Genomic DNA, 25,417 nt, shown 5'->3' with positions numbered 1-25,417 from the left:
CATGGGCAAACTCGACGCCATAATTTTTGATTTTGACGGCACTCTAGCCGATGTCCCTCTGGACTTTGACTGGATGAAGACCAAAATCGCCGCACTTGGCGAAGTCTTCATGGACGAACGCCCTGTACCAAACTCCAGACCCGCACTCGAGTGGTTGGAAGACCTCTCCAGTCAGGTCATGAAGCGTGACCGGGCTGAAGGTATGGAATTTTTGTCACGCGGACGATTGGTCATTACGGCCATGGAACTGGATGCAGCCAGAGATGGTACATTGTTCGAATTTACCAGACCGGTTCTTGCCGACCTAGCAAAACGACGCGTTGCCGCGGGGGTGATCACCCGTAATATTTCTCCGGCAGTCAAAACGGTATTCCCTGACATCGAACAATACACACGTGTCTTCATTCCCCGTGAGGTGGCATCCAAGCTCAAACCTGACCCCGCCCACCTGTACCAAGCACTCACAGTCATCGGCGCCGACCCGACCAAATCTCTCATGGTCGGAGATCATCCAATGGATGTTGAAACAGGCCATCGAGCAGGTACCCTTTCTGCCGCCGTGACCAGTGGAAACGCCAACGCCGACGCCTTCACCGACTCCCCCCCGAACTTCATCTGTTCCAATGTCGCACAACTCATGGACGAATTGGCGTCAGCCGGCCTGATTTAATTCCTCTTTCCATTCTACTCCCAGCCAAAATCGACTCCTGCCCTTCTTCTCCACCATGGGGCAAAATATAATGTTGTCACAGTATCTTTTCACATAAAGTACTATTAGATAGCTGCCGATATATTACGAAAGACCAACCCCTTCACGTAATCCAAGGAGAAGTGATGCGTTTCAAGGACTGGAGCCTCAAGCTCAAAATTTTGCTGCCCACATTCATTGTCGTCCTTATAGTGATGACTGCCAGCACCGTCATTCTGACCTTCAAAGCGCAGGATATGGCCGTTGAACAAGCCTCTGAAAACGCGCACAGGTTAGCATATGGCCACAGCCTTGAAGTGGGTGAAACCATGGATCTGGCAATGACAGCCACCCGAACCATGGCTGCGGCTTATGAACAAGGGGTCAATTATTCTACCATTCCTGATCGCGAATACCTTGATGCCTTTGTCATTGATGTTCTTGACCGACACGATGAACTTGCTGGTGCATGGTGTACCTTCCCCCCCGATAATTTCGATGACCGTGAAGAAGAATACAGGGGCACATACAACGGCGCATACCGCACATGGTTCCACCGCGATGGTGGAGCCATTGTTCCCAGCTTTGCCGGTGCCGGTGACTTTGAAAACGAAGAGTGGTTTGCCAAACCCATGTCCGGGTCCATTGAAACCATTACCGAGCCGTACCCGTGGGAAGTGGATGGCAAAAAATTCTGGCTTGCCTCCACAGGGCATCCTATCAAAAAGAACGGTAAGAACATCGGCATTGTCGGCGTTGATTTCTACCTTAACGACTTACAAAAAGTCGTTAATGAAATTAAACCATTCGACACGGGCTACGCCTTCCTCATGACTAACAAAGGCACCATCGTCGCTCACCCGGATACCGACAAGATGGGCAAGAATGTCAGTGACTTTATGGATGCAAAACACGCAAACAGCGTGGCCAATGCTGCTAAAATGGGCAAAGACTTTTCATATGAAACCGTGAACGCCGAAGGTGATTGGTACGTTACTCTCGCCCCCATCTCCATAGGACGCACCGGTGAGCCTTGGAGTTTGGCAGTTGTCATTCCCATGGACAAAGTCCGTGAACAGGCAGACTCCTTTGCCTACACATCCATCATCATGGCCGTCATTGCCGTGGTTATCCTCTTCGTGGTGCTTCTGGTTATCGCCAACGTCATCACCAAGCCGGTTCTCAAAGGAATCTCACTGGCCAAGAGCCTGTCTGAAGGCGATCTGACCAAAGATATTGATGTTGATCAAAAAGATGAAATCGGCACATTGGCAAATGCCCTGCGGGCCATGACAAACCAACTCAGAAACGTCATCGGCAATGTCAGTTCCGCAACGGAAAACGTAGCGTCCGGCAGCGAAGAACTGGCAGCTTCCTCGCAGAGCATGGCAGAAGGCGCATCTGAACAGGCAGCCAGCGTGGAAGAAGTTTCTTCGTCCATGGAAGAAATGGCCTCCAATATTCAGGGCAACGCAGAAAACGCCAGCAAAACCGAAAAAATTGCCTCAAAGGCCGCACGGAATGCCGAAGAAAGCGGCAAAGCCGTATCTCAAGCCATGCACGCCATGACCGATATCGCTGAAAAAATCTCGGTTATCGAAGACATCGCTCGTCAAACCAACCTGCTGGCACTGAACGCGGCCATTGAAGCGGCCCGTGCCGGTGAACACGGCAAAGGGTTTGCCGTTGTCGCCGCAGAAGTACGCAAGCTTGCGGAACGCAGCGGTCTGGCCGCCTCCGAAATCAGCGAACTCTCCTCCTCCACGGTCCGAGTGGCCGAAGAAGCGGGTGGAAAGCTCGACCAGTTAGTGCCGGACATTCAGGAAACGGCTCAGCTCATTCAGGAAATCACCGCGGCTTCCAACGAACAAAGTGCCGGCGTCGAACAAATCAACGCCGCCATCCAACAGCTTGACCACATCATTCAGCAGAACGCGTCCTCTTCCGAGGAAATCGCATCCACTTCTGAAAGTCTGGCCAGCGAAAGTGCACACCTGCAACAAGCCATCAGCTTCTTCAGGCTTGGGACGTCATCGCGGCAGGCACAGCAACGTACCGTTGTAAAACGGCAACCGCAGCAACAACTCGCGGCCGCACCAACCAAATCGGCGTCCAGTGGCATGGATCTCAAGATGGACGACAGTGAAGAATTCGAACGCTTCTAACTCCAAACAGCAAGGGGCGGGAGCTTATATCAAGCTCCCGCCCCTTTTCTTACACTGTACTCTCTAAAGATTAATCAGCTCATATTCCCGTGAACCAAGGCCAATCTCTTCCGCATAGTCCAGCCCAAATGCTTCCGGGACATGCTGATGAATGGCCAAAAACTTGTTCTGTCCCGGTGTGACTCCAAAAGGCAGCTGGCTGGGATAGAGCGGCTGGGCTTCATTCACCAAATCCATGGATGCCTGATCGACAGCCACGGGATCAAAGCTCACCAACACGCCAATATCCGGGCAAATGGGGGCATCGGTAAAGCCCACACAATCACAGTCGGGCACTACGTCCATAACGAAATTCACATGCAAGCACGGACTTTCCTTGGTCGCCAACACACCCTTGGAATATTCCATCATCCGTTCCAAAAATTCCTGCACACCTGTCTTCCAGTCCACCTTGAGACCGTCATGACGACAGGCAACAAAGCATCCACCACACCCCACACATTTTTCCGCGTCGAGTGCGATCTTGCCCGTTTCCTCGTCAATATACAAAGCTCCCGGCTTGCAGGCTTTAATGCAGGCTTCACACGCAGTGCATGCTTCTTGATCAATAATCGGCCCAGTGGAAAAGTGTTGTTGCATCTTGCCCATCTTACTGGCCGACCCCATGCCTATATTCTTGAGGGCACCGCCGTATCCAGCCATCTCATGACCCTTGAAATGGTTGAGCGAAATGAAGAAATCCGCTTCGGCAATGCCACCTGCGATATACGCGTCTTCAATATGTTTGCCACCTACCGGTACAGGCACCTCATATTCACCCCGAAGGCCGTCTGCAATAATCACTGGCGCATCCAGCATAAGCGGATCCCACCCATGATGCGCTGCGCACATGGCATGAGAAACGGCCTCGCCGCGCTGGCCCACATATAACGTGGAGGCATCAGTCAGGAAGGGTTTGCCGCCAGCTTCACGGACAAAATCCAGAATAGGCTTGATCCACAACGGGCGCAAAAAACCCGTCGTGCCCTGTTCACCAAAGTGCAGCTTGATCGCCGTCAGGTCGCCTTCATTAATATACTGGCTTCCCTTGGCCGCCTTGAGCAGGCTGCGCATACGCTTGCCAAAAGGAGCTTTGACCGTTGCCCGTAAATTCCAGAAAAATACTTTCGATGCCATACGTCTATCCCTCTGTTCAGGTTCGATCCCATTATATACCACCAAGGCACACGAGATGAAAGTCTACCGGCGGTCGCCTTCAGCGTGACCGGGACGCTGTTCTGGGCCTGCCAGAGAACCTTTTGAAAAAAACTCTCTGGACTCTCCAAAACTTTTTATCGCGCCTTTGGCGAGGACCCTTTAATCTCGCACCACAAAAAACAGGCGCACCATGTTCAAACATGATGCGCCTGTTTAATAAATCTTTCAAAATGCAACTTTCTCTCAAAGGCCCACCTCCCTGATTAAACTTGGGAGAGTAGTGGAACTCTAGACGAAAGGCTTTAAGTTTCCCACAGCCGTACCTCCGTACGGCGAGGACAGACTCAAGCCTTTCAACGACGCAGATGCGCCGCTATCGCAAGCCGCCTACAATACAGGCAAATACTTATCAAGCTCGTATTCGGTGACTTGTGTGCTGTATTCGTCCCATTCTGCAAGTTTGTTTTCGACCAAGGCTGTGTGCAGATGTTCACCGAGGACTTCTTTCATGAAGCTGGACTTCTGCAAGTTGATGGCGGCTTCATACAAAGAGCCGGGCAAGGACTTGATCTTGTTCTTCTTGAGCTGACGGGCATCCATGGAGAAGATATCTTCTTCCACCGGTGCGGCCAGTTCATAGCCCTCTTCCATGCCCTTGAGTCCGGCGGCAAGCTGGACGGCAAAGCAGAGATACGGATTGGCAGCCGGGTCCGGACAACGCAATTCCATGCGGGTGGCGTTCTCTTTACCGGGTTTGTACATAGGCACACGAACGAGAGCCGAACGATTACGACGCGCCCAGGCTATATAAACCGGTGCTTCGTACCCAGGAACCAAACGCTTGTAAGAATTGACCCACTGGTTGGTGACAGCCACGAATTCCGGGGAATGCTTGAGAATACCTGCGATATAGGACTTGCCTTCAGACGACAGATGATACTCATCGTTGGCATCATAAAATACATTACGGCCATTCTTAAACAACGACTGATGAACATGCATACCGGAGCCGTTTTCACCAAAAATCGGCTTGGGCATGAAGGTCGCATAGCATCCGTGCTTACGCGCGGTTTCCTTAACCACAACACGATATGTCATGGCTGTGTCGGCCATCCTCATGCCTTCTGCATACCGCAAGTCAATCTCGTGCTGAGATGGCGCTACCTCGTGGTGAGAGTACTCAACCTGAATACCCATGGCATCAAGCGCAAAAATAATATCACGACGAATGTTATTACCGAGATCAAGCGGTGGAGCATCAAAATATCCACCAGCATCCAGAACTTCTGTGTCCTGATCGTCAGCAAAAAGAAAAAATTCAAGTTCGGGTCCAACGTAGAAGGTGTACCCTTTTTCGGCAGCCTGCCCCATGACCTTCTTGAGAACGTACCGAGAATCAGCTTCGAACGGCGCACCATCAGGGCTGACGACATCACAGAACATGCGGGCAACAGGTCTGTCGGAAGGACGCCATGAACAGATTTGAAAAGTGGTCGGGTCTGGCATGGCCACCATATCCGACTCATCGATACGGCAAAAACCGAGAATAGAAGACCCGTCAAACCCCATGCCTTCCTCAAAGGAAGCCTCAAGCTCATTGGGTGTAACCTGAAAACTCTTCAACGTACCGAGGATGTCCAAGAACCAGTACTGAATGAAGCTGACGTCATAATCCTTGACCGCCTTCATCACGTCATCTGCATTTTTACAATTGAAAACCGGGATATTCATATTTCCCTCCAGTCTTTGGGTTGAACGCCTTTATAAAAACATACGTCGTCTTCTTATGGATATGGATAATGTCACCTTCAGGCACATGATCCGACTCTTCAAGGCTCGCACCTTATCAGTAGCCCACCATCAGAGACAATAGAAATATGTCCACTCATGCGGCAAAGCATATACCTATTTAATTATTATCAATAAAAATAATTATTATTTAAAAATTATAATTGAAGGACAACTACTATGCTCTTAACAGCCTAATAGTCGATATCCCTCTTAAACTATTCATACTTTTTTGGTGTGAAACTTAGCCTTTCTGGAGGATAAAATGGGTTGGAAAGACTGCAAACTCTGCATCAAGTTTGGAATCGGCTTTGGTGCCGTACTACTATTGCTCATTGGTCTTGGGTTTTGGTCAACGTTTGGAATCGAAGGAATCGTCGGCAATGCGAAAGAAGTCATTTCCGGCAACCAATTGCGTGGCAACTTCACACAAAAAGTCGTCGACCACCTCAAATGGGCTGAAAAGGTTAACGAACTATTAACCGACTCGCACATCCACACCTTGAACGTACAAACGAACCCCAAACAATGCGCTTTCGGTAAATGGTACTACAGTGATGCTCGTATCGCGGCTGAGAAATTGGTCCCAAGCATCAAGCCACTGTTGGCCAAGATTGAAAAACACCATAATGAGCTGCACACCTCCGCCATTGAAATCAGTAACAAATATGCACCGGCGGACATTGAACTCGGAGCCTTCCTGCGTGACAAGAAACTTGATCATCTTGTTTGGCTTGGACAAATAAAGAATACACTCCTTGACCCTCAAGCGACCACAACAGGAGTTCAAACCGACCCTCACAAATGCAAGCTCGGTATATGGCTCTATTCGGCTGAAACACAAAAAAAGATGCAAGCAGACCCTGAGTTCGCGGCTGCAATCAAAGGCATATATGAACCACATGCAGCTCTGCATGACTCCGCCAACGACATCAACAAATTTTTGGCATCCGGTGAACGCGGTGAAGCCCAGTCATGGTTCCGCCAAATCACAGCCGGACTTGCCGACGAAACGTTGATAGCCATCGACTCGGTTCTCACTCTTAACGATAATCGTATAAAGGGGTATGAAGAGGCAAAAGCCGTTTATACGAATAAGACTTTGCCAGCCCTCAATGCCGTGCAAAATATTCTCACTCAAAGCACTGAAATTATCGCCGAAAATATCATGACTGATAGCGAAATGCTCAAAGCCGCAAATGACACAAAAATCGGGGTAATAATCTTCAGTACGATTTCTATACTAATTGGTATATTGCTTGCGTGGATTATTGCCAGAGGCATCATTCTCCCACTCCAAAAAGGCATGGATTTCGCCTCCACGGTTTCCACTGGCGATCTAACTGCCTCTGTGGATCTGAACCAAAAAGATGAAGTAGGACAATTGGCCAACTCGCTGTCAAAAATGGCTGACAAACTTAATGGGGTTGTGGGCGAGGTCAACCAGTCCACTGAAAGTGTCTCTGCTGGAAGTGAACAACTGTCGGCATCGGCACAATCACTCTCGCAGTCTGTGGTTGAGCAGGCAGCCTCCATTGAATCCATTTCAGCCTCCATAGAAGAAATGAGTTCCGGCATCCGCTCCAATACGGAAAGTGCACAACAGACCGAAGGTATCGCAGTCAAAGCATCCGAAAGGGCCAAAGAAAGTGGCGAAGCCGTTGGAGAAGCCTTGGATGCTTTCAAATCCATTGCCGAACGCATCACCATCATTCAAGAAATAGCCCGCCAAACCAATCTGCTGGCATTGAACGCGGCTATTGAAGCGGCACGCGCCGGTGAACATGGCAAAGGCTTTGCCGTGGTCGCAGCAGAAGTCCGTAAGCTGGCCGAACGCAGTGGGCAGGCCGCAGAAGAAATCAGCGGTCTTTCCGAATCATCCATGGGCGTTGCCGACCGGGCAAGCCAAATGCTGGAAGAACTGGTCCCTGAAATTGGCAGAACAGCGGAATTGGTGCAGGAGATAGCTTCAAGCTGTATTGAACAGGACAAAGGTATCACTGAAATTAGTTCTTCAGTGGGACAACTCGATCAGGTCGTTCAAGGAAATGCTTCTGCATCGGAAGAAATGGCTTCTACATCCGAAGAACTGGCCGCGCAGGCAGAAAATCTTGCTCAGGCAATGACCTTCTTCAAGGTCCAAAACGGCAACGGCGGCATGAGCAACGCCAAAGTGGTGGTCACCACCTCGCACCAAGCCCTTCCCTCCGCACAGCCTCAGACAACAAATCAGGACAAAGGCTTCTCCATGAATATGGATGATCAGGATTACGAAAAATTCTAGCTTCCCTTCCCCCAATAGCACAGGGGCATCCGAAAGTCGGATGCCCCTGTCGTTTATTCAATGTACCAAAATCCTCAATATATCGTAAAAAAACGCACTACCAACACGGAACGCATTCCCCTTAAAAATGACTATTTTCTGAGCCGTACCCAATCCTTAAGGCCATACTTAATCAACAGATGATTCAGTTGTCCTGTCTTACGCATAAGAGATATTCCCTTATCGAGAGAGGCTCCAAGCGCTTTCGAACGCTCCGGCTGAGCAGGGGACAATGCGAAGTACAGATATTTTTCTTTCGTGTCAGTGAAACACCCTGCAAGATGGACATCTTTTTCCAGTCCAAGAGTCTTCACATAATATTCAACAACAGCCTTGTTGCCGGGCATAACCTGAATTCTGTTATCCTTGAGCATCCCAAGAAGACGAACAACAGGTTCGTCGCCATGCATGATATGAAATTGATGCGGAGAAAGCCTGAGCCTTTCAAGGACCCATTCCCTATAAATATACCCTTTCACTAACCCGATCCTGACGCCAGCGAGGGATTCGGGACCGATAAACTTCCAATCGGGGCGATTGGTATAAAAACACATCAAATCCTTACCAAGAGTTTCCTTGGGGAAAAGATACTTTGAATTATCACTCTTCAGGGAGCCTATCAGGATGTCGGCTTTTCCGGCCAACACATCTTCAATTGCTCGCTTCCACGGCATTTCCCGGTACTCGACGCGGTGGCCCATGGGTTCAAAAATCGCACGCAGTATCTCAACCGCATACCCTTCCTCGCTGGACCCGGCTCGACCATTGTAAGGCATCCACCTGTCGGCAACCGCGACAATAGTCTCTTGCGCCGAGGCCGGAACATATCCCGCCATCAAAAAAAGAATACACAGTAGTATGCCGTTAACTTTTAGAACCATGGCGCGCACAGTAACAAACCATCAGGATTAGCACAAACCCTGTATTTCCAAATCGATAGACATTCCTAATCTCCCTTCGTCTACTTCACGACAAGCACTGGTCGATTGGTAGTCTGCAAGACCTTGTGTGTGACCGACCCGAGAAACAATCCTTCGAGATCCGACTTCCCCTTGGAACCAATCACTATGAGGTCACACTTTTCCACATCGGCAACATTGGCAATGACTTCAGCCACATCGCCGCCAACAATCAATTCAAGGGAGTCTGCATTCGCGTTGGACAAAATAGCTCGATAGTGGGTCATGACCTCTTCCGCACCTTTGGTCAGGTGCTCAAGCAAATCATTGGCATTGGGTTGTCCCAATCCTACAGGCACAGCTCTTCGGACATGCAGTAAAACAATAGAGGCATTGTCGCCCGCCAAATCAATCGCCATGTCAGCAGCAGCATCCGACAAACGGGAACCGTCAACAGGAAGAAGGATACGAGTGATTTTCATAGCTCTACTCCTTGGTTTCGATGAAAACACCTCTCCAAACGGGAGGGCTATTTCCAGTATACCCGAAGAAGCGACTTCATGCCAATGAGAGTCTCTGAGAAAACGAAAAGTACGCCGTCGCAACTACATGGCTTTATTCCGCTTGGTCAAAACATCAGACATGGCCTTGTACGCAGCGTAATATATTTGAACATGCGCGACATAATCCGGGGTTTCATGGCCAATGATGTCATACGCTGCCCACTCGACGTTCCCGAACCAGAGATTTGGATCAAAGCCCTTCTCCGCAGTCTTTGTACGCAAACCGCGGACCCGCGCAGGGCCGGCATTGTAAGCGGCCAACGCAAAATCCACCCGATGTTCAGGGTCCACATCCTTGAAATAGCGTTCGCACAGAAAATGAAGGTATTTAACCCCGGCGTGAATGTTATTTTCCAACTTCTCAATATTCTTGATGTTCACATTGGGATCACTGGCCGTGGAGGGTTTGATCTGCATGACTCCCACCGCGCCTCTGTTGCTCTTCAAATCCTGATTAAAACCGGACTCCTGAAATGCCAAAGCAGCAATTTTCAACCAGTCGAAGCCATACTGTTCTGCATATTTTTGAAATAATTTCGCCATGGGCTGTAATCGCCCGTCAGCCAACGGATTCCTGAAATTAAGCACATGATCTTCATTCACGAAGTACCGCTTATAAAACATATTCCCTTTGAGCGTCCCTTGACGAACCGTCCGAGAAAAATCGTCCAGACTCTCCTTGAATCCGGTATTTCCTGGCCGAACAGCCCACGCCAATTCTCCGCCCGAATGGATGACGACATCATTAAACAGTCGCAACCCACGCATATTTTTCTTCCAAACCTCGGCCAACTGATTTTCAGCCACCGCATACCCAATGAGACCTCGCGCCACCATTTCCAAAAGATCTTCAGTGACCAAATTAGGATCTGCCTCAATTACATCCACGGGGGCAAGTCCACGCGCTTTCAAAGAACTGCTCACAGACCGCAGGTGCTCGACGTAACTGCTGCCTGCCATAACATGAACTCTTTTTCCTGCCAGATCATCCAAGCTCGACAGTACCCGACTTCGATGACCGCCGACCACAATCTCCTTAATGTTCTTTCGATAAGGCAGTGAGAATGCCACACTTTTTTTTCGCTCTTTGGTGACGGTCAGACCGGCAGCCACAACATCGCCACGACCGTCCAACAAGGCAGGGATCAACTGATCAAAAGGAACGGCCAAAAAAACAATTCGTATTTTTTTCCCGGGATTGCTTCTGGACAAATACCGCTCGTAGGCATTCATGAGGTCTACTTCCAGCCCACGCATAACCCCTTTTGAAAGGAAAAAATTGGTTTGATTGTACGAAACAAGAACTCGAACAGGTCGTCCCTGCGTGATCATCTCTGACAAATCACCCGTCCAGTGACGAGAAACGCGCTCCAAACTTGTGGGCGCAGCCAAAGCCACACTCCCCAAACAGAACACAAGGACTATCACAAAGACCGATCTACGCATCAATTCTCCTTGCCGTATTTGACGATAACGAGCGTTATGTCATCTTCTGCCCTAGCTCCCTCAGTAAAGGCATAAACCGCTTCAAAAACACTATCCAAAATTTCCTGCGCAGACCTCTCTGCATGGATGCGCACGGCTTCCTTGAAACGGCCCTTGCCGAACATCTCCCCATCCCTGTTCCGGGACTCCCAAATACCGTCAGTACCGATGGCGATTATCTGCCCGGAAAGCAGATCGTTGGCCTGTTCGCTATACAAGGATTCATGCGTCACCCCCAAGGGCAACCCTGCATCAGCGGCCAATTCCGTAAAAACGTCATGAATCGGACAATAAATCATGGCTGGATCATGGCCAGCGCGAACCCATCGTGCTGTTTTTTCTTGCGTGTCCAACGTAAGATAAAACAGCGTCATGAACCGACCTGAACCGTCCAGATCCTCGGCGAGATGACGGTTCATCTCGGTCACCACCTGAACGGGAGTACCAGGCTGAGATGCCCTCATACGCAAAAAACCCCGCGCCGTGGTCATGAGCAGGGCCGCATCTACACCATGGCCGGAAATGTCACCCACAGCCACAGTCAAACCGGGATGATCGACATCCATACTTTCCAAATAATCGAAGTAGTCACCGCCCGCGACCTCACTGGCGACACTGGTCCCGGCCACGTCAAGTCCGGGAATATCAGGAGCTTTTTTGGGAAGCAGGCTCTTCTGCACTTCTCCCGCCAACTCCACCGCTTTTTTCTGTTCGGTCAGATCAGCCACAAAAGCCACATGGCCAAGAAATTCACCATCCGCTGTCCGCAAAGTGTTGGCATTGACCAACACAGGCACCACATGGCCGTCCTTGTGTACCATACTTCCTTCGAAACGACGGTGATCTTGTTTGAGAAAGTGTTCTTTATTACTTTCAAGAAAACGCTGATATTCAAGGGTAGCGAAATCGTGAGGACGTCTGCCCATTAATTCCTCACGCTCATAGCCGATCATCCTGCAATAGGCATCATTGACTTCCTTGATGGTCAAATCTCCACCCATAAAAAAATATCCCTCACCAGCCCCTTCAATCGTCCGCCGAAACTTGGATTCACTGGCGGTCAAGGCTTCCTCCACCTGCTTGCGGCGGGTGATATCCATGAGCACACCCTGATTGAAAATCCGGTTGCCGTCCTCATCGCGTACGATGGACGTTTCATCGGAAACCCAACGGGTGTCTCCCTCTGCGGTCTTGATACGATATTCCTGCGCATATTCTTCGACATCAAGGTCCTGATAACGCAAAATCTCATCATGGAGACGTTGATTGTCGTCCGGGTGACCTATTTCCTCGAAAGTAACCTTGCCACTCAAAAAATCTTTGGCTGAATATCCCCACTGACTGACATTCTCTGAGACGTAAACCAAGGCATACGTATCGTCCGCTTTACGCCGAAAAAGCACTGCCGGAGAATTTTCAACGATCAGATTGGCAAGTCCCAATTTCTCCCGAGCTTCCCGTAACTGGTCTACCTCGGCACACGCGCCCTTCCTGCCCGCTCTATATTCCTCCAGCTCGTCTTCACATTCAGCTTGACGCGCTCTGAGGTCTTCCAATTCATCCAAAAGGATTTTCATGGATACACCATCATCAACCATATTTCCCCCAACATTAATCAACGATTCCATGCGGCACTTCTTGACCCATATCTAGCCTTTTTTTACAGGCGTGAGCCACTCTTTTCAATAAGTTCAATTTTTGTATTGACAACATCTGTCTTTTTAGGAATGATTCTAATTATCAACACAGGCAAATCCCAAGCGATTCCCCAACTATCGCTGAAGAAAGATACAGACACACCTTCCCAAACCTTCTGTCACCTCCTGATCCCCCGGTCTCATGCCCCCGAGACCGGGGGTTCTGTTTCATGAGTCGGCTTGCGATAGCGGCGCATCTGCGTCGTTGAAAAGATTGAGTCCGTCCTCACCATAGCCGGGCTACGGCTGCGGGAAACTCAAACCTTTTCGCCTACCAGCTACACAAGCTTCAAGACGAATAAATATCGAAAAAAGCCCTCTTTGTTTTTCTCACAGACAAAGACCGAACCCAGCCCTTGATCGAAAGGCGTAGAAGCTGACAACGCGCAACAGCAGCGTCTCCGTTCGAAATTGCACTGAAGCACAGCGAAAGAACGCAATTCCGAAAGCTACGCGCGATGATCAGCTTCTTGCCGCCGATCACCGAGCGGCAAAACTAGCGCAAGCGACCTTTTTTGCTCCTTTTTTGGGCGCTGCCAAAAAAGAAGGCCCGCCCGGCAGGGCATGGAAAGCCTTGGGTGCTTCAGCACCCAACAATGACTTTCGCCAAAGGCGCATCCCACAATAAAAAAGGCCGCTTCCAAAGCGGCCCTTCCTTACACATCTTATCTCAACAAAAAAAACTACCCCGCCGAGTCCGCCATGGCGAGCCGAATGCCCAAACCAATAAACAAAGTGCCAGCGGCCCGCTTAATCCAATGGACATACTTACCACCGCCGCCAAATACATCCGAAGCCTTGGCTGCAGACCAAGCCCAAATCATATTTATAAGGGTTCCATTGATCGTGAACAAAATCCCCAGAAAGAGAAAGGCCAACGGCTTGGACTCGGCATCCGCTGATACAAACTGAGGCAGAAAAGCCAAAAAAAACAACGCAACTTTGGGATTAAGTGCATTCGTCCAAAAACCCTGGGAAAAAACCTTTCGCTTGGAAAGAGCGCCTTTCTGAGCATCGTCAGCATCTCCGCTCCCTTTGCACCACATACTCACCCCGATCCAAACGAGATACGCGGCACCAACATACTTGACGACAGTAAACGCTGTGGCGGATGTCGCCAAAATAGCGGACAGACCGAGTGCGGCGGCAAAGACATGGACAAAACACCCAGACCCTACGCCGAGCGCAGCCAAAACACCGCCCTTCCAGCCAAGGGAGGCCCCTCGGCTCACTATATAGAAAACGTCCTGCCCCGGCGTAATATTCAGCAACAACCCGGAAAGAATGAACAGTATGAGGTCGTGAGTGCCAAACATAAAAGAATCTCCGGGCTACCGAATAACGGGTTGAGGGTCATCTGCGGGCATGGGAAAGATAACATCATAAGCCCAATTATATAGATAGGCATAGACCAAAAAGAAAAGAGCAAAGCCGATGTCCGTAACAAACGCAGCCCATAGGGAAAGATTCAACCACCAGGCCACAAATGGAACGGTGATAGTCAATAGGCTGGCCTCAAAACTCACGGCATGAACGGCCCTGAGCCACGGTGGACGATCATTCACCCGACGGCCTAATTTGATGAGCAAATGGTCGAAAGCGATATTGAACAGATAATTGCAGCCCATGGCTGTCAACGAAATGATCATGGACATAGTCCCCACCTTAATAAGATCCCGTTGAAGGATCCAAGAAGCAAGTGGAGTGCAAGTGAGAAGTCCTATGACTTCAAACATAATAGTGTGGCGAAGCCTGTCTGCTTGAGTACGCATGGGGCAGGTCACTACACCGGCATCATACGGTTGTCCATGACTTGAAATACCGAATATCAAAAGCTGTCGAAATCAGGGTAATCATGTCCCCATTTTTCATAGATGAGCTTGAGTTTTCCCGTCTTGTGTAAAGCAAACATTCCTTCATCAAACAACTGCATGACCGCCTGCCCACGTTCCGTATCATTAAAAATCGGATGATACGATCTGACGCCTACTTCTTGCGCATCATAGTCAAGACGGTTGAAAGAAAGACCTGACTTTTCAATGGAGTCTTCAATGAACAGCATATCGTCCACGTAAAAATCTGACCGCTCAAGCAAAACCATTTGCAAACACTTAACGCCTGACGACATGTCTCGAATGTGCACAGGCACAGGGAAATCCCATTCATGATAATATCCCAACTGGCAGGCAACATCCTTGCCTCGCAGGGTATCTACTCCGCGCCATGGGCCGACAAGCTCTTTCCTGAAAAATGCATAATACTTGTCCACGTACAAAGGATACCGGGACATATGTAACTGATCGCTTGTCGCCTTGTCATCGCAGGTCATCATATCTGCTAATCCAGCAAGAACCAGTTCGTCCCCCCGATTTGTGGGAACATATTCATGCTTCACGGAAATTCCATATAGAGAAAAGACCTCTCGAAGAACCTCATGGTACAGCCCGGTTCCATCCCTATGCGTAAAGGTCTCCCACTCCGGGCCCGCTGAATAAACCTCTTTTAATTCTGTTCCGTACGCAGATGCACAGAACAAAAATAAAAAGAGTAATATACTCAAAAAACATGATTTTTTCATATTACGAACCTGCATTCTTATTTTTTTCCATCATAACATATTCTATTACAGAATAAATAGATACCCACCGCACAACTCTCAGAGGGATTTTACAACATTACTGATATTTTTTTGAGCATATGCTCATTTCGCTTGACGACGACTTTTATGAGCGTATGGTCACTTCAACATTTGTTCATATGAAAGAGGGACTATGGGAAGACGAAAAAAACGGCGGATGGTGCAACAGGAACCCGACGCGACTTATTACAAGCCGCAAGGGATTCCCATGCAGAAACTGAAGAACGCCACAATCACCTTTGAAGACCTCGAAGCGCTTCGCCTTGCGGACGCCGAAGGCCTCTCTCAGATGGATGGGGCCAAGGCGATGGGGGTTTCCCGCGCCACCTTCGGACGAATCCTCTGCGCAGCCAGGTCTATCGTCGCTAATGCGTTGACCAACGGACTCGCCATTCGCATCGAAGGCGGCCATTACACCCTCGCCTGTAAAGGGGCATCTTGCCCCAAAATGCAAGCGGACGACTCGTCCACAACTGATGGAGAAGAAGCTATGCCAGGTATGAATGGAAATGGATCAGGAGCCGGAGGCGGCGGACGATGCATGGGTGGCCAGGGCGGAGGTCAAGGCCAAGGTCGCAAGACTGGCCAGGGGCGCTGCGTAGGCGGTCAGGGTCGAGGAATGGGCCAAGGTCAAGGTCAGGGCCGTGGAATGGGCGGCGGAGGCCGCGGAATGGGCGGTCAAGGCATGGGCGGCGGTAACGCTGGCATGGGCCGAGCCATGGGAACCGACAATACTCCTCAACAAGCTAATACAACACAACAATTCAAGGATATTACCGTGAAAAAAATTGCAGTTACCAGTGATGGACCGACCCTGAACGACAAAGTTGATCCCCGTTTTGGCCGCGCAGGCGGATTCGTCATCGTTGACCTCGAAACCATGAACGTCGAATACGTGGACAACGGTTCTTCCCAAGCCATGGCTCAGGGTGCCGGAATCCAGGCTGCCGAAAATGTTGCCAACGCCGGTGCTCAGGTGCTCCTGACCGGCTATGTCGGTCCCAAGGCCTTCACTGCCCTGCAGGCTGCCGGCATCAAAATCGGTCAGGATGTAGATGGCATGACCGTGGGCGAAGCTGTTGAAAAATTCAAGAACGGTGAAGTTCCCATGGCTGACAACGCCAATGCACAGTCCGGGGGCAACAAGTGATCTACGCCGTAGCCAGCGGCAAAGGCGGCACGGGTAAGACGACAATGGCGTCATCCCTGGCCGCCTTGTGGGACTCTCCCATCACTCTGGTGGATTTGGACGTCGAAGAACCGAATTTGCATCTCTTCCTGAAGCCTGAACTGGACGACATCCAGAAGGCGTACATTGAGGTGCCCGAGGCCGACGAAGACAAATGCACCAAGTGCCGGGCCTGTGCCGACATTTGCCAATTCAAAGCAATAACTATCATGGCCGACACTCTGCTCACCTTCCCGGAAATGTGCCACGGATGCGGAGCTTGTCTTGAAGTCTGCCCGGAAGGCGCACTTACTCCCGGAAAACGGGAACTCGGTGAAATATGCCGGGGCACGACGGACGGCAACACATTCATCATGGGACGCCTCCGTATAGGCGAAGCAATGAGCCCTCCACTTATGAGGCAAATTCGTACCGAGTTTCCGGCACTTAGCGCCAAAGGCGACATCCTCATCGATGCCCCTCCCGGCGTAAGTTGCCCGGCCATCGCCGCTGTCATGGACGCTGACTGCATAGTGCTCGTCACGGAACCCACACCTTTCGGATTCCATGATTTCAAACTCGCTTGGGAAGCATTCAAACCTATGGGCAAACCCATGGGCGCGGTCATCAACCGAGCTGGGATTGGCGACAACACCGTGCAGGAATTCTGTCGGGACAACGACATTCCCGTATGGGCCGAAATTCCCTATTCCCGCGAAGTGGCCGAAGCCTATTCCAAAGGAGAGGTTATCGCCAAGGCTCTGAAGCCGCTGGAATCAACCTTCACCGCCCTGCGCGAAAACATGCGGACAGCAGCCGTTGAAGCCAAGGAGGCACGCCATGCATGAGATCGTCATAATCAGCGGTAAAGGTGGTGCAGGGAAAACCTCCATTACCGGAGCTTTCTCTCATCTCGCGGACAAAGCAATCTTGTGCGATCTAGACGTGGATGCCCCTGACTTGCATTTACTCCTTGATCCCAAGCATGAAACCGAAGAATCATTCAAGTCCGGCAATGAAGCGGTGATTGACAATGAATTGTGTGCCGGTTGCGGCCAATGTGCGGAACTCTGTCGATTCAACGCCATCACCCAGAAGGACGGCCTTTTCACGGTCGCCCCGATGCTGTGTGAAGGATGCAAGCTCTGTGTGGCCCTTTGCCCAACCGAAGCGATTGATTTCCCGCAAAGACACTGCGGACAATGGTATGTGTCGCAAACCCGATTCGGCCAGATGGTCCATGCCCAGCTCTTTCCCGGTGAAGAAAACTCAGGCCGACTCGTCACTCTGCTCAAACAAAGGGCGAGAGAAATGGCGGAAGAACAGGGACTGGAACTGGTGTTGTGCGACGGTGCTCCCGGCATCGGCTGCCCTGTCATCAGCTCCATGGCCGGAACCGATCTTGCCGTAGCAGTCACCGAACCCACCCTGTCCGGCCTGCACGATCTCAAACGTGTAGCTGAACTGTGTGACGGATTCCGCACCAAGGTCGCTGTCCTGATCAATAAATGGGATATTAATCCAGAGCTTTCAGAGCAAATTGAAACATACTGCACTGAAAAGGGATATACCATTATCGGACGGTTCCCCCATGACAAAAAAGTGGTCGACGCCATGTTGAATCGCCAAGTCATTACGGAATATGAAGATGGTGAACTCTCAAAAACGCTCAAGCAGGCATGGTCGGACATTCTGACCATGCTCAAAGACATAAAAAAATAACCAAACCCTTAGAAGGAGATAGGAATATGGAAACTCTCGTAGCTGTTCCCACTGCGGAACCCGGTGGCATGGACGCCACTGTTGACGCCCACTTTGGCCACTGCGGTATGTACACTCTCGTGGCAATCGCCGATGGTGAAGTCAAAGAGGTAAAAACCGTACCGAGCTGCCCCCACGAACAGGGTGGTTGCATGGCTCCTGTCCAGTATTTGGCCGACCAAAATGTCAAGGCCCTGATTTCTGGCGGCATGGGTATGCGCCCTCTCATGGGTTTCAACCAAGTTGGTATTGAAGTCTTCCACGGCAGTGGTGCACCGACTGTCAAGACTGCCATTGAAGCCTTCCTGCACGACAGCCTGCCTGTTTTCACCGCCGAGCAGACCTGCGGCGGCGGCCGTTAAACATGTCCATCGTCTTTGCAACAACCCGTGGAGACTCTCTAGGCGAGTTCATTGACTCCTTGGCTGATTCCAGCGGACAAAACATCGACGTGGTACCCTCCGGTGCAGCCGCTCTCGAAGCGGTCAAGGACGGTGCCGTAAAGCTGGTCGTCATTGACGAAGGGCTGTCCGACTTTGACTCCCTGACGCTGGCCTTGGAAGTCATCAAGGTGAACGCTATGGTCAACACGGCCACTGTCACCTCACTGTCCGACGAAGACTTTCACGACAAAAGTGAAGGTCTCGGCGTACTTAAAGGATTGCCGCTTGATCCCGGCAAAAAAGATGGTGTGGAATTGGCGGAAATTCTCGGCAGAATGTAACCACAAAAATTCCATTCGGACGTAATAAAGAGGGGATGCTCATGGCATCCCCTCTTTTTTTGTATGTATCGTTGCCAACAGCCATTAAAATCAGCTAACGTTTCTCTATATGCAATCTCTGAACAATAGACTACATATTGCCATCGTGCACACCCCAGTCATAATGTTGGTCATATTAATGGCCATGATGTCCGCGGCCGTGTCTTCGACGGATGCCGCTCCAAAACGAGACAATGCCTGGTATTTCGCACACGGCGTGACGGTAGTAAACCCGCCAAACTCCGCCCCGCTCTCTTTTCAGGGAATCAACGGTGAGCCCAAGGGATACCTCATTGATATTTGGAAAAAATGGTCAGACAAAACAGGCATTCCTGTCACATTCCGATTTGAAGAATGGGCCAAAACCATCCCCCTTGTTGCCAACAGCGAATGCGATATCCACGGCGGCCTGTTCATCAATGAAGAACGGGCAAAATTCCTTGATTTCAGCATGTCATTTCATGAACTTGAATCCACTCTGCTTGTCAAAATCGAATACGACACCGACCTCTCAACAATTTATGATACCTATACTGTTGGTATTCTGGAAAATGGGTACACGGAATATTTTTTCCGCAAAAACAAGATCAACCTTACAGTAAAAAAATTCCCCACCAACGGCGGCATAGCCAAGGCACTTGCAGACAACACTATTCAGGCTGCTGCCGGAGATCACCCTGTCCTGGGTTTTGAAGTAGGAAAAAAGGGAAGTGGACACGGGCTGATAGTCAAACAAATACTTTTTACGAAGACCATTCATGGAGCCGTCACCAAAGGGAACACGGTTCTCCTGAATCTCATGGATCAAGGATTTTCAGACATCACCATAGCCGAGTACAGGAACATCGCCAGTCACTGGTTCGTCTTTCATGCAAAAAAAACAGAATGGATCCGTTACGGCCTCATTGCAGCCACGGTTCTTTTTATCGCAACCATGATCGCCATTCTCCTCGGCCGCAGCAAGGCCGGACTTGATTTCGAGGAATAAGCCCCCCTTATCCCTCTCTGTCCATCCCTCTGTAATTCACTGCTTCGGCCAGATGATCGACACCTATTTCTTCAGCTCCGGCAAGGTCCGCTATGGTGCGGCTAATACGCAAAATGCGAGTATACGCTCTGGCGGATAGACCCAACGATTCCACGGCCTGTTTGAGAAATCCGTGTTCGGATTCCCCCAAGGCGCAAAACTCTTCCAATGCCGAGCCATCCAGTTCAGCGTTCAGCGAAAAATACATCCCTTCATATCGCTGAACCTGAATATCACGTGCAGCCAGAATGCGAGCGCGCATGGTGGCAGAATCAACTTCACTCCGTGCCTTTTTCAAATCCTCGTAGGGAACCGCAGGCACGTCCACATGCAGATCAATACGGTCGAGAAGTGGCCCGGAGATTTTCCCCCGATATCGCTGCACAGCCAACGGTGAACAGGTGCACGTATGGGTATCGTCTGACATATAGCCGCACGGACAAGGGTTCATAGCCGCCACAAGCATAACATCTGCCGGGTATTTCAACGTCATGAGCGAACGTGAAATGGAGACTTCGCCATCTTCAAGCGGTTGGCGTAAAACTTCAAGAACGGCTTTTTTGAACTCAGGCATTTCATCGAGAAAAAGCACACCTCGATGCGCCAAAGAAGTCTCACCCGGCTGAGGGTACCGCCCACCGCCGATGAGACCGACATCCGAAATGGTATGATGAGGTGTCCTGAATGGACGTGTGACCATAAGTGCACGGTCTTTCTGAAGCAATCCGGCCACAGAGTATATCTTGGTCACTTCCAACGCTTCTTCGAAACGCAAAGGCGGTAATACCGTAGGAATCCGCTTGGCAAGCATGGTCTTCCCTGATCCTGGAGGCCCGATAAACAAAAGATTATGTCCGCCAGCCGCAGCAATCTCAATAGCCCGCTTGGCGTGTTCCTGCCCTTTGACTTCACCGAAATCCACGCGATGTGCCTGCCGTTCACTCCAAAGCGTGTCGATGTCCACGGCGATCGGCTCAACCACCTCCTCGCCCAGCAGCATACGGACCACCTGCCCAAGGTCGGTCGCACCGATAACCGGGATATCCTTGACCACCGCACCCTCTCGCCCGTTGGATGCAGGAACAATGATACCCTTGCCGGATTCCTGTCTCGCCGCCAAAGCCAAAGGCAAAACACCGGGAACTGATTTGAGATCGCCGGTCAGGGACAATTCTCCGGCCAAAAACCAGCCGTCAGCATTTTCAGGTTTGATAACACCCATACCGACCAGAATCCCAATGGCGAGCGGCAGATCATAGGCACTGCCCGCCTTGCGGACGTCAGCCGGAGCCAGATTCACGGTAATCCGGGCTGGCGGCACCTTGAATCCACAATTTTTAAGCGCAGAAAACACCCGCTCCTTGGACTCTTTAACCGCCCCCTCGGCAAGACCGACCATGGTAAAACATGGCATGCCAGAACGAGAAAAATCGACTTCGAGCTGAACCTTAAAAGCATCAATGCCCATAAGGGCAGCGCAGGAAACTTTGGCTATCATATGAGGTATCCGTCTGAAGTTGGCAACAACACTGAGGTTATTAACCAAACCAATGACATTCCGCAAACAAATATCACATTAACGAATAGATGGAGGCAAAATATACAGAACTCACCGATATGTTTTCTGACCTATTTATACTGTATTTTATATTGATGAAATCTCAATAAGAAAAGGCCGAACATCAGTTCGGCCTTTTTGTTTGCGCTGTTAGAAACGTTTAAACCCACCATCCGTCTCCATGTCCACGGACACTCTCTTATTATATTCCCTAGGGGACCTGCTCACCATTCCCTGATTGGAATGATTGACTTCTCCAAGGTCAAAGAAAGAAACTGTCTGTTGAAGCTGAACAGCCTGCGCTGACAACTGCTCGGATGTGGATGACATTTCCTCTGAAGCTGCGGCATTCTGCTGCACGACTTCATCGAGTTGCCGGATGGCATTATTTATCTGCGAAGCCCCCGAGCTCTGCTCATTACTGGCTGCTGTAATCTCTTCCACCAATTGAGCCGTACGCTGAATATCTGGAACCAACTTGCCCAACAATTCGCCGGCACGGTCCGCTACATCGACACTGCTCACAGCCAACTGACTGATTTCGCCAGCAGCAACTCCAGAACGTTCTGCCAGCTTGCGAACCTCAGCGGCGACCACGGCAAAACCCTTCCCATGTTCTCCGGCTCGGGCGGCCTCAATGGCAGCATTGAGTGCAAGAAGATTCGTCTGTCTAGCGATCTCCTCAATGATACTTATTCTATCCGCTATTTCACGCATGGCTGTGACTGATTTCGATACAGCCGTCCCGCTTTCCGCTGCTTGTTTTGCTGCACCGTTAGCAAGAATTTGTGTCTCAGTAGCACTGCCCGCATTCTGCTGGATGTTGGCAGTCATCTCTTCCATGCTCGCCGAAACTTCCTCAATGGAAGCGGCCTGTTCTGTGGCTCCCTGTGAAAGAATGATGGAAGTTGAAGACAACTCTTCCGAGCCTGATGTTACATTGCCGGTTACGGAATGAACTTCGCCGACAACCTGCCTCAACTTCTTGACCATTTTCACAAGAGTGAAAATCATGAGACCTATTTCATCCTTGCCGGAATAATTCGCGTCAACAGCAAGATTCCCTTCTGCAATGGATTCGGCAATAGTTACTCCCGCAGTAATCGCCGTGTTGATCTTTCGGCTAAAATAGAAAGATATAAAGACCGCAATAATACCAGAAATAATAATGGCGATAAGTAATGTTAACAAAACCTTGGATCGAATCTGTTGCAATGAGGAAGCATCAAAATCAGCACCAATGACAGCAATGGTTTCCCCGTTAACAACGATCGGGCTCAAAATGGATTTAAAAGTTCCATATTCATCAGTATAAATTTCAGGATAAATCATTTTCCGGGAAGTATAGACCTTATCTAACTCAGGAGGTGCGCCTTCATAAATTTGCAGAGGTTTCGGATCGCCTGTCAGCATCGCTGCATCCATGAGAAATCTATACTGGCCATTGGAAGTGCGTTCGACGACATAGAGATAAGCAAGATCAAAAATGTCCACTATTGCAGCAAGTTCATGCAATTTATTCATGAAAAATTCGTTTTTTTCAGAACCGCCCTTAATATACGGTTTCACGTCGTCGAGGCCTATTTTGTTCAGAGTTGTCTCGGCACTTCTCTTCAGCGCAACCTCCAAATTGGTCACCTCACTACTGTAATATTGGCTAAACAGAATCGCCCCGGTCAAACTTGCCGACAAGAGCGTTACCAACATAAGCATCCCAATTATTTTGAACCGAATCGACTGATACCATTTCATCATAATCCCCTTTCTGCTTATTAAAATTATTATCTTTTTTCAGTCGAAAAATATGCTTCTGACTGGGGAGGGGCTATTATAATATATGAATATAATGATTAAATTTAATTTTTTCCCCTCATAAGAGCACCATCATCCGACATATTTCCAAACTGACGATATTCCTCCTTCAAAACCATCAAAACCGGACCTTAAATTACCAATCGCACGCAGCTTGCCCTTTTTTTTCACAAAAAATTGATAAAAATCACATTTCATACAACTAAAATCCCCGCTGAAAGTACAAAAAACCACATTATACCGAGTTCGTTGCGAACACCTTCGCCATCCGCTATTAACTCAACAAAATTTATCAATAAACTTCTGACGAATAGTACCGGAGACATAATTGAGTTCTTCAACGAAACACACAGTCACTTTTTTTCTGGCCCAACTGACGCTCCCTGTTCGCAAAATAATGGCTCAATCCGCTGTTGATTGTGCAGCGCAGGTGGCAAAGGTTTTGTCTTTCAATGAGAAAGATACCTTTGGTATCAAGTTGGCTGTTGATGAAGCTTTTTGTAATGCTGTTGACCACTTCTCCGGTCCTGTAAAAGAAACCGAACGTATTCATATAGAGTTTTCCGTCGAAGAAGAGTTCCTGATTATTTCCATCAGAGAAAAAGGTATCCCATTCAATCTGGGTCAAGCCGAACGCTACACGCCCGATTGCCTTGAAAACATGAACAAACCCGGGCTGGGTACTCTTCTGATGCACCAATCCATGGATTCTGTAGAATTATTTATTCATGGGCGGGAAGGAAAGGAAGCACGGCTAAAAAAACGGTTGGCCTATGGCGCGTTACCACCGGAATTACTCGACACAAAAGCTGTCAAAAGTGGGGAAAAAAGAACCACAGTCAAAGAACCGGAAGTCCGCTTAACCAAAACCGAAGAACTACCAGAAGTATGCAGGCTTGCATGGCGCTGCTACGGTTTCACTCAAGAAGAATTTCTTTACGATCTTGAATCCCTGAAACAAAAGGTTGCCCTCAACGAATTCCGATCCGTAACGGCCTTTGACCCTGAAGACGGAACCATGATCGGTCACGCCGGATTCAAATATCATGACCCCGCATCCAAAGTTCCCGAGCTTGGCTTGGCATTTGTAGACCCTTCATACCGGTCTCCCGGTCTACCCAAAAAAATGGCCCGACTGCTCTTCGATATTGCCGAAGCGGAAGAAGATCGAGGCGTATTCGATTGCTCGGTGACCACGCACACATTTTCCCAAAAAGGTATGCATGAAATGGGCTCAAGACCGTGCAGTCTATTTCTGGGCATCGCCGCTTCCGGCATGCAGGCCAAGGAGTTGGCTACGTCAACGCAAAAAAAAGGCTCGGTCATAAACCACTACTTCGCTTTCGATCGCTCCCCAAAGACCATATACGTATCGCCACGACATACAGATATGGTAGCCGAAATATACTCATGGCTCGAAATACCACGAGAAATTGAACACGGCGAGACTCAACCGTCTTCAGGTGCATCATCAATCAGCGTCTTTCCCTTACCCGATGAACTCAACGTGGCTTTTGTTATTGTTCATACCATCGGAGAATCCACGAAACAGGATATTGCGGAAGGCTTGCATCAATGTAAAATGGACCGTCGGGATGCCCTTTATGCGTTCCTCCCTCTAGGAGTTCCCGCTTCGCCGCGGCTGGTCGAAGAATGCGAACAAATGGGGTTTTCATTTGCCGGAATCATGCCCCACATTCACGACGGAGACGACCGAATCATTATGCAGTACATCGATGTTCCGCTGGATATGGAAGCAATCAGAGTCTATGGCGACATGTCCAGAAAATTGTTCTCTTACATTACAAAAGAGCAGCAACGAATTAAAAACTTACTGTAATATCTTTTCCCCTTCATCAGTGCCCCCCGACAGACTCAGGCACAT

At 49.6% G+C, this 25,417-nt stretch carries 21 protein-coding genes; 10 read left to right on the top strand and 11 right to left on the bottom strand.

Going from position 1 to position 25,417, the window contains the following annotated elements:
- Window position 1: 1 nt before the first annotated feature.
- Together SYK_RS12080 and SYK_RS12075 are read left to right on the top strand one after the other, a co-directional pair.
- Window positions 2-670 (top strand): HAD family hydrolase, encoded by a 669-nt coding sequence (locus tag SYK_RS12080; RefSeq protein WP_281760523.1) that lies wholly within the window; start codon window positions 2-4, stop codon window positions 668-670.
- Window positions 671-834: 164 nt separating this feature from the next.
- Window positions 835-2,853, top strand: a complete 2,019-nt coding sequence (locus SYK_RS12075; RefSeq protein ID WP_281760522.1) for a methyl-accepting chemotaxis protein — start codon at window positions 835-837, stop codon at window positions 2,851-2,853.
- 63 nt (window positions 2,854-2,916) lie between these two features.
- Here SYK_RS12075 and SYK_RS12070 read toward each other — a convergent pair whose 3' ends face one another.
- Window positions 2,917-4,029 carry a DUF362 domain-containing protein gene (locus SYK_RS12070; protein ID WP_281760521.1) on the bottom strand — a complete coding sequence of 371 codons (1,113 nt, stop codon included), beginning with the start codon at window positions 4,027-4,029 and terminating at the stop codon, window positions 2,917-2,919.
- Window positions 4,030-4,437: 408 nt separating this feature from the next.
- Window positions 4,438-5,781: a glutamine synthetase family protein gene (locus SYK_RS12065; protein ID WP_281760520.1), complete on the bottom strand. Its 1,344-nt coding sequence runs from the start codon at window positions 5,779-5,781 to the stop codon at window positions 4,438-4,440.
- Between the two features lie 322 nt (window positions 5,782-6,103).
- On the opposite strand from SYK_RS12065, the gene SYK_RS12060 reads away from it, so the two are divergent.
- Window positions 6,104-8,122: a methyl-accepting chemotaxis protein gene (locus SYK_RS12060; protein WP_281760519.1), complete on the top strand. Its 2,019-nt coding sequence runs from the start codon at window positions 6,104-6,106 to the stop codon at window positions 8,120-8,122.
- 131 nt (window positions 8,123-8,253) lie between these two features.
- Here the strand turns inward: SYK_RS12060 and SYK_RS12055 are convergent, their stop codons facing one another.
- The 7 genes from SYK_RS12055 to SYK_RS12025 all read right to left on the bottom strand — a co-directional run bounded on the left by SYK_RS12055 (window position 8,254) and on the right by SYK_RS12025 (window position 15,200).
- Complete coding sequence (locus SYK_RS12055) at window positions 8,254-9,042, bottom strand: substrate-binding periplasmic protein (protein ID WP_281760518.1); 789 nt, start codon at window positions 9,040-9,042, stop codon at window positions 8,254-8,256.
- Between the two features lie 80 nt (window positions 9,043-9,122).
- Window positions 9,123-9,542 (bottom strand): universal stress protein, encoded by a 420-nt coding sequence (locus SYK_RS12050; RefSeq protein ID WP_281760517.1) that lies wholly within the window; start codon window positions 9,540-9,542, stop codon window positions 9,123-9,125.
- A 123-nt stretch (window positions 9,543-9,665) separates the two neighbouring features.
- Window positions 9,666-11,069 (bottom strand): MltF family protein, encoded by a 1,404-nt coding sequence (locus SYK_RS12045; protein WP_281760516.1) that lies wholly within the window; start codon window positions 11,067-11,069, stop codon window positions 9,666-9,668.
- Window positions 11,069-12,736, bottom strand: coding sequence for a PP2C family protein-serine/threonine phosphatase (locus SYK_RS12040; RefSeq protein WP_281760515.1), 1,668 nt, complete (start codon window positions 12,734-12,736; stop codon window positions 11,069-11,071). Before SYK_RS12040 ends, SYK_RS12045 begins: the two co-directional genes overlap by 1 nt.
- 752 nt (window positions 12,737-13,488) lie before the next feature.
- Window positions 13,489-14,121: a LysE family translocator gene (locus SYK_RS12035; RefSeq protein ID WP_281760514.1), complete on the bottom strand. Its 633-nt coding sequence runs from the start codon at window positions 14,119-14,121 to the stop codon at window positions 13,489-13,491.
- A gap of 15 nt (window positions 14,122-14,136) precedes the next feature.
- A complete protein-coding gene (locus SYK_RS12030) occupies window positions 14,137-14,577 on the bottom strand; it encodes a PACE efflux transporter (RefSeq protein WP_281760513.1) in 441 nt (146 codons plus the stop codon).
- Window positions 14,578-14,633: 56 nt separating this feature from the next.
- On the bottom strand, window positions 14,634-15,200 hold the full coding sequence (locus tag SYK_RS12025) for a substrate-binding periplasmic protein (RefSeq protein ID WP_431194111.1): 567 nt from the start codon (window positions 15,198-15,200) through the stop codon (window positions 14,634-14,636).
- A gap of 376 nt (window positions 15,201-15,576) precedes the next feature.
- On the opposite strand from SYK_RS12025, the gene SYK_RS12020 reads away from it, so the two are divergent.
- The 6 genes from SYK_RS12020 to SYK_RS11995 all read left to right on the top strand — a co-directional run bounded on the left by SYK_RS12020 (window position 15,577) and on the right by SYK_RS11995 (window position 20,123).
- Window positions 15,577-16,593: a NifB/NifX family molybdenum-iron cluster-binding protein gene (locus tag SYK_RS12020; RefSeq protein ID WP_281760511.1), complete on the top strand. Its 1,017-nt coding sequence runs from the start codon at window positions 15,577-15,579 to the stop codon at window positions 16,591-16,593.
- Window positions 16,590-17,459: an ATP-binding protein gene (locus SYK_RS12015; protein WP_281760510.1), complete on the top strand. Its 870-nt coding sequence runs from the start codon at window positions 16,590-16,592 to the stop codon at window positions 17,457-17,459. The genes SYK_RS12020 and SYK_RS12015 overlap by 4 nt, the downstream gene beginning before the upstream one ends.
- Entirely contained in the window at window positions 17,452-18,333 is an 882-nt protein-coding gene (locus tag SYK_RS12010; protein WP_281760509.1) for an ATP-binding protein, read from the top strand. Before SYK_RS12015 ends, SYK_RS12010 begins: the two co-directional genes overlap by 8 nt.
- A 26-nt stretch (window positions 18,334-18,359) precedes the next feature.
- The gene (locus tag SYK_RS12005) at window positions 18,360-18,734 is read left to right on the top strand and encodes a NifB/NifX family molybdenum-iron cluster-binding protein (protein ID WP_281760508.1); all 375 of its coding nucleotides are present in this window, start codon (window positions 18,360-18,362) and stop codon (window positions 18,732-18,734) included.
- Window positions 18,735-18,736: 2 nt separating this feature from the next.
- Window positions 18,737-19,096: a hypothetical protein gene (locus SYK_RS12000; protein ID WP_281760507.1), complete on the top strand. Its 360-nt coding sequence runs from the start codon at window positions 18,737-18,739 to the stop codon at window positions 19,094-19,096.
- A gap of 163 nt (window positions 19,097-19,259) precedes the next feature.
- Window positions 19,260-20,123: a transporter substrate-binding domain-containing protein gene (locus SYK_RS11995; protein WP_281760506.1), complete on the top strand. Its 864-nt coding sequence runs from the start codon at window positions 19,260-19,262 to the stop codon at window positions 20,121-20,123.
- A gap of 7 nt (window positions 20,124-20,130) precedes the next feature.
- Here the strand turns inward: SYK_RS11995 and SYK_RS11990 are convergent, their stop codons facing one another.
- Entirely contained in the window at window positions 20,131-21,660 is a 1,530-nt protein-coding gene (locus tag SYK_RS11990; RefSeq protein WP_281760505.1) for a YifB family Mg chelatase-like AAA ATPase, read from the bottom strand.
- Between the two features lie 210 nt (window positions 21,661-21,870).
- The gene (locus SYK_RS11985; protein ID WP_281760504.1) at window positions 21,871-23,472 is read right to left on the bottom strand and encodes a methyl-accepting chemotaxis protein; all 1,602 of its coding nucleotides are present in this window, start codon (window positions 23,470-23,472) and stop codon (window positions 21,871-21,873) included.
- 388 nt (window positions 23,473-23,860) lie between these two features.
- Between SYK_RS11985 and SYK_RS11980 the strand changes: the two genes are divergently transcribed.
- Window positions 23,861-25,372 (top strand): GNAT family N-acetyltransferase, encoded by a 1,512-nt coding sequence (locus tag SYK_RS11980; RefSeq protein ID WP_281760503.1) that lies wholly within the window; start codon window positions 23,861-23,863, stop codon window positions 25,370-25,372.
- Window positions 25,373-25,417 lie beyond the last annotated feature (45 nt).

This window comes from Pseudodesulfovibrio nedwellii (assembly GCF_027923765.1).
Taxonomy (GTDB): Bacteria; Desulfobacterota; Desulfovibrionia; order Desulfovibrionales; family Desulfovibrionaceae; genus Pseudodesulfovibrio; species Pseudodesulfovibrio nedwellii.
The sequence above is the reverse complement of the archived record's forward strand: the minus strand, read 5'-3'. Positions and strand labels throughout refer to the sequence as shown.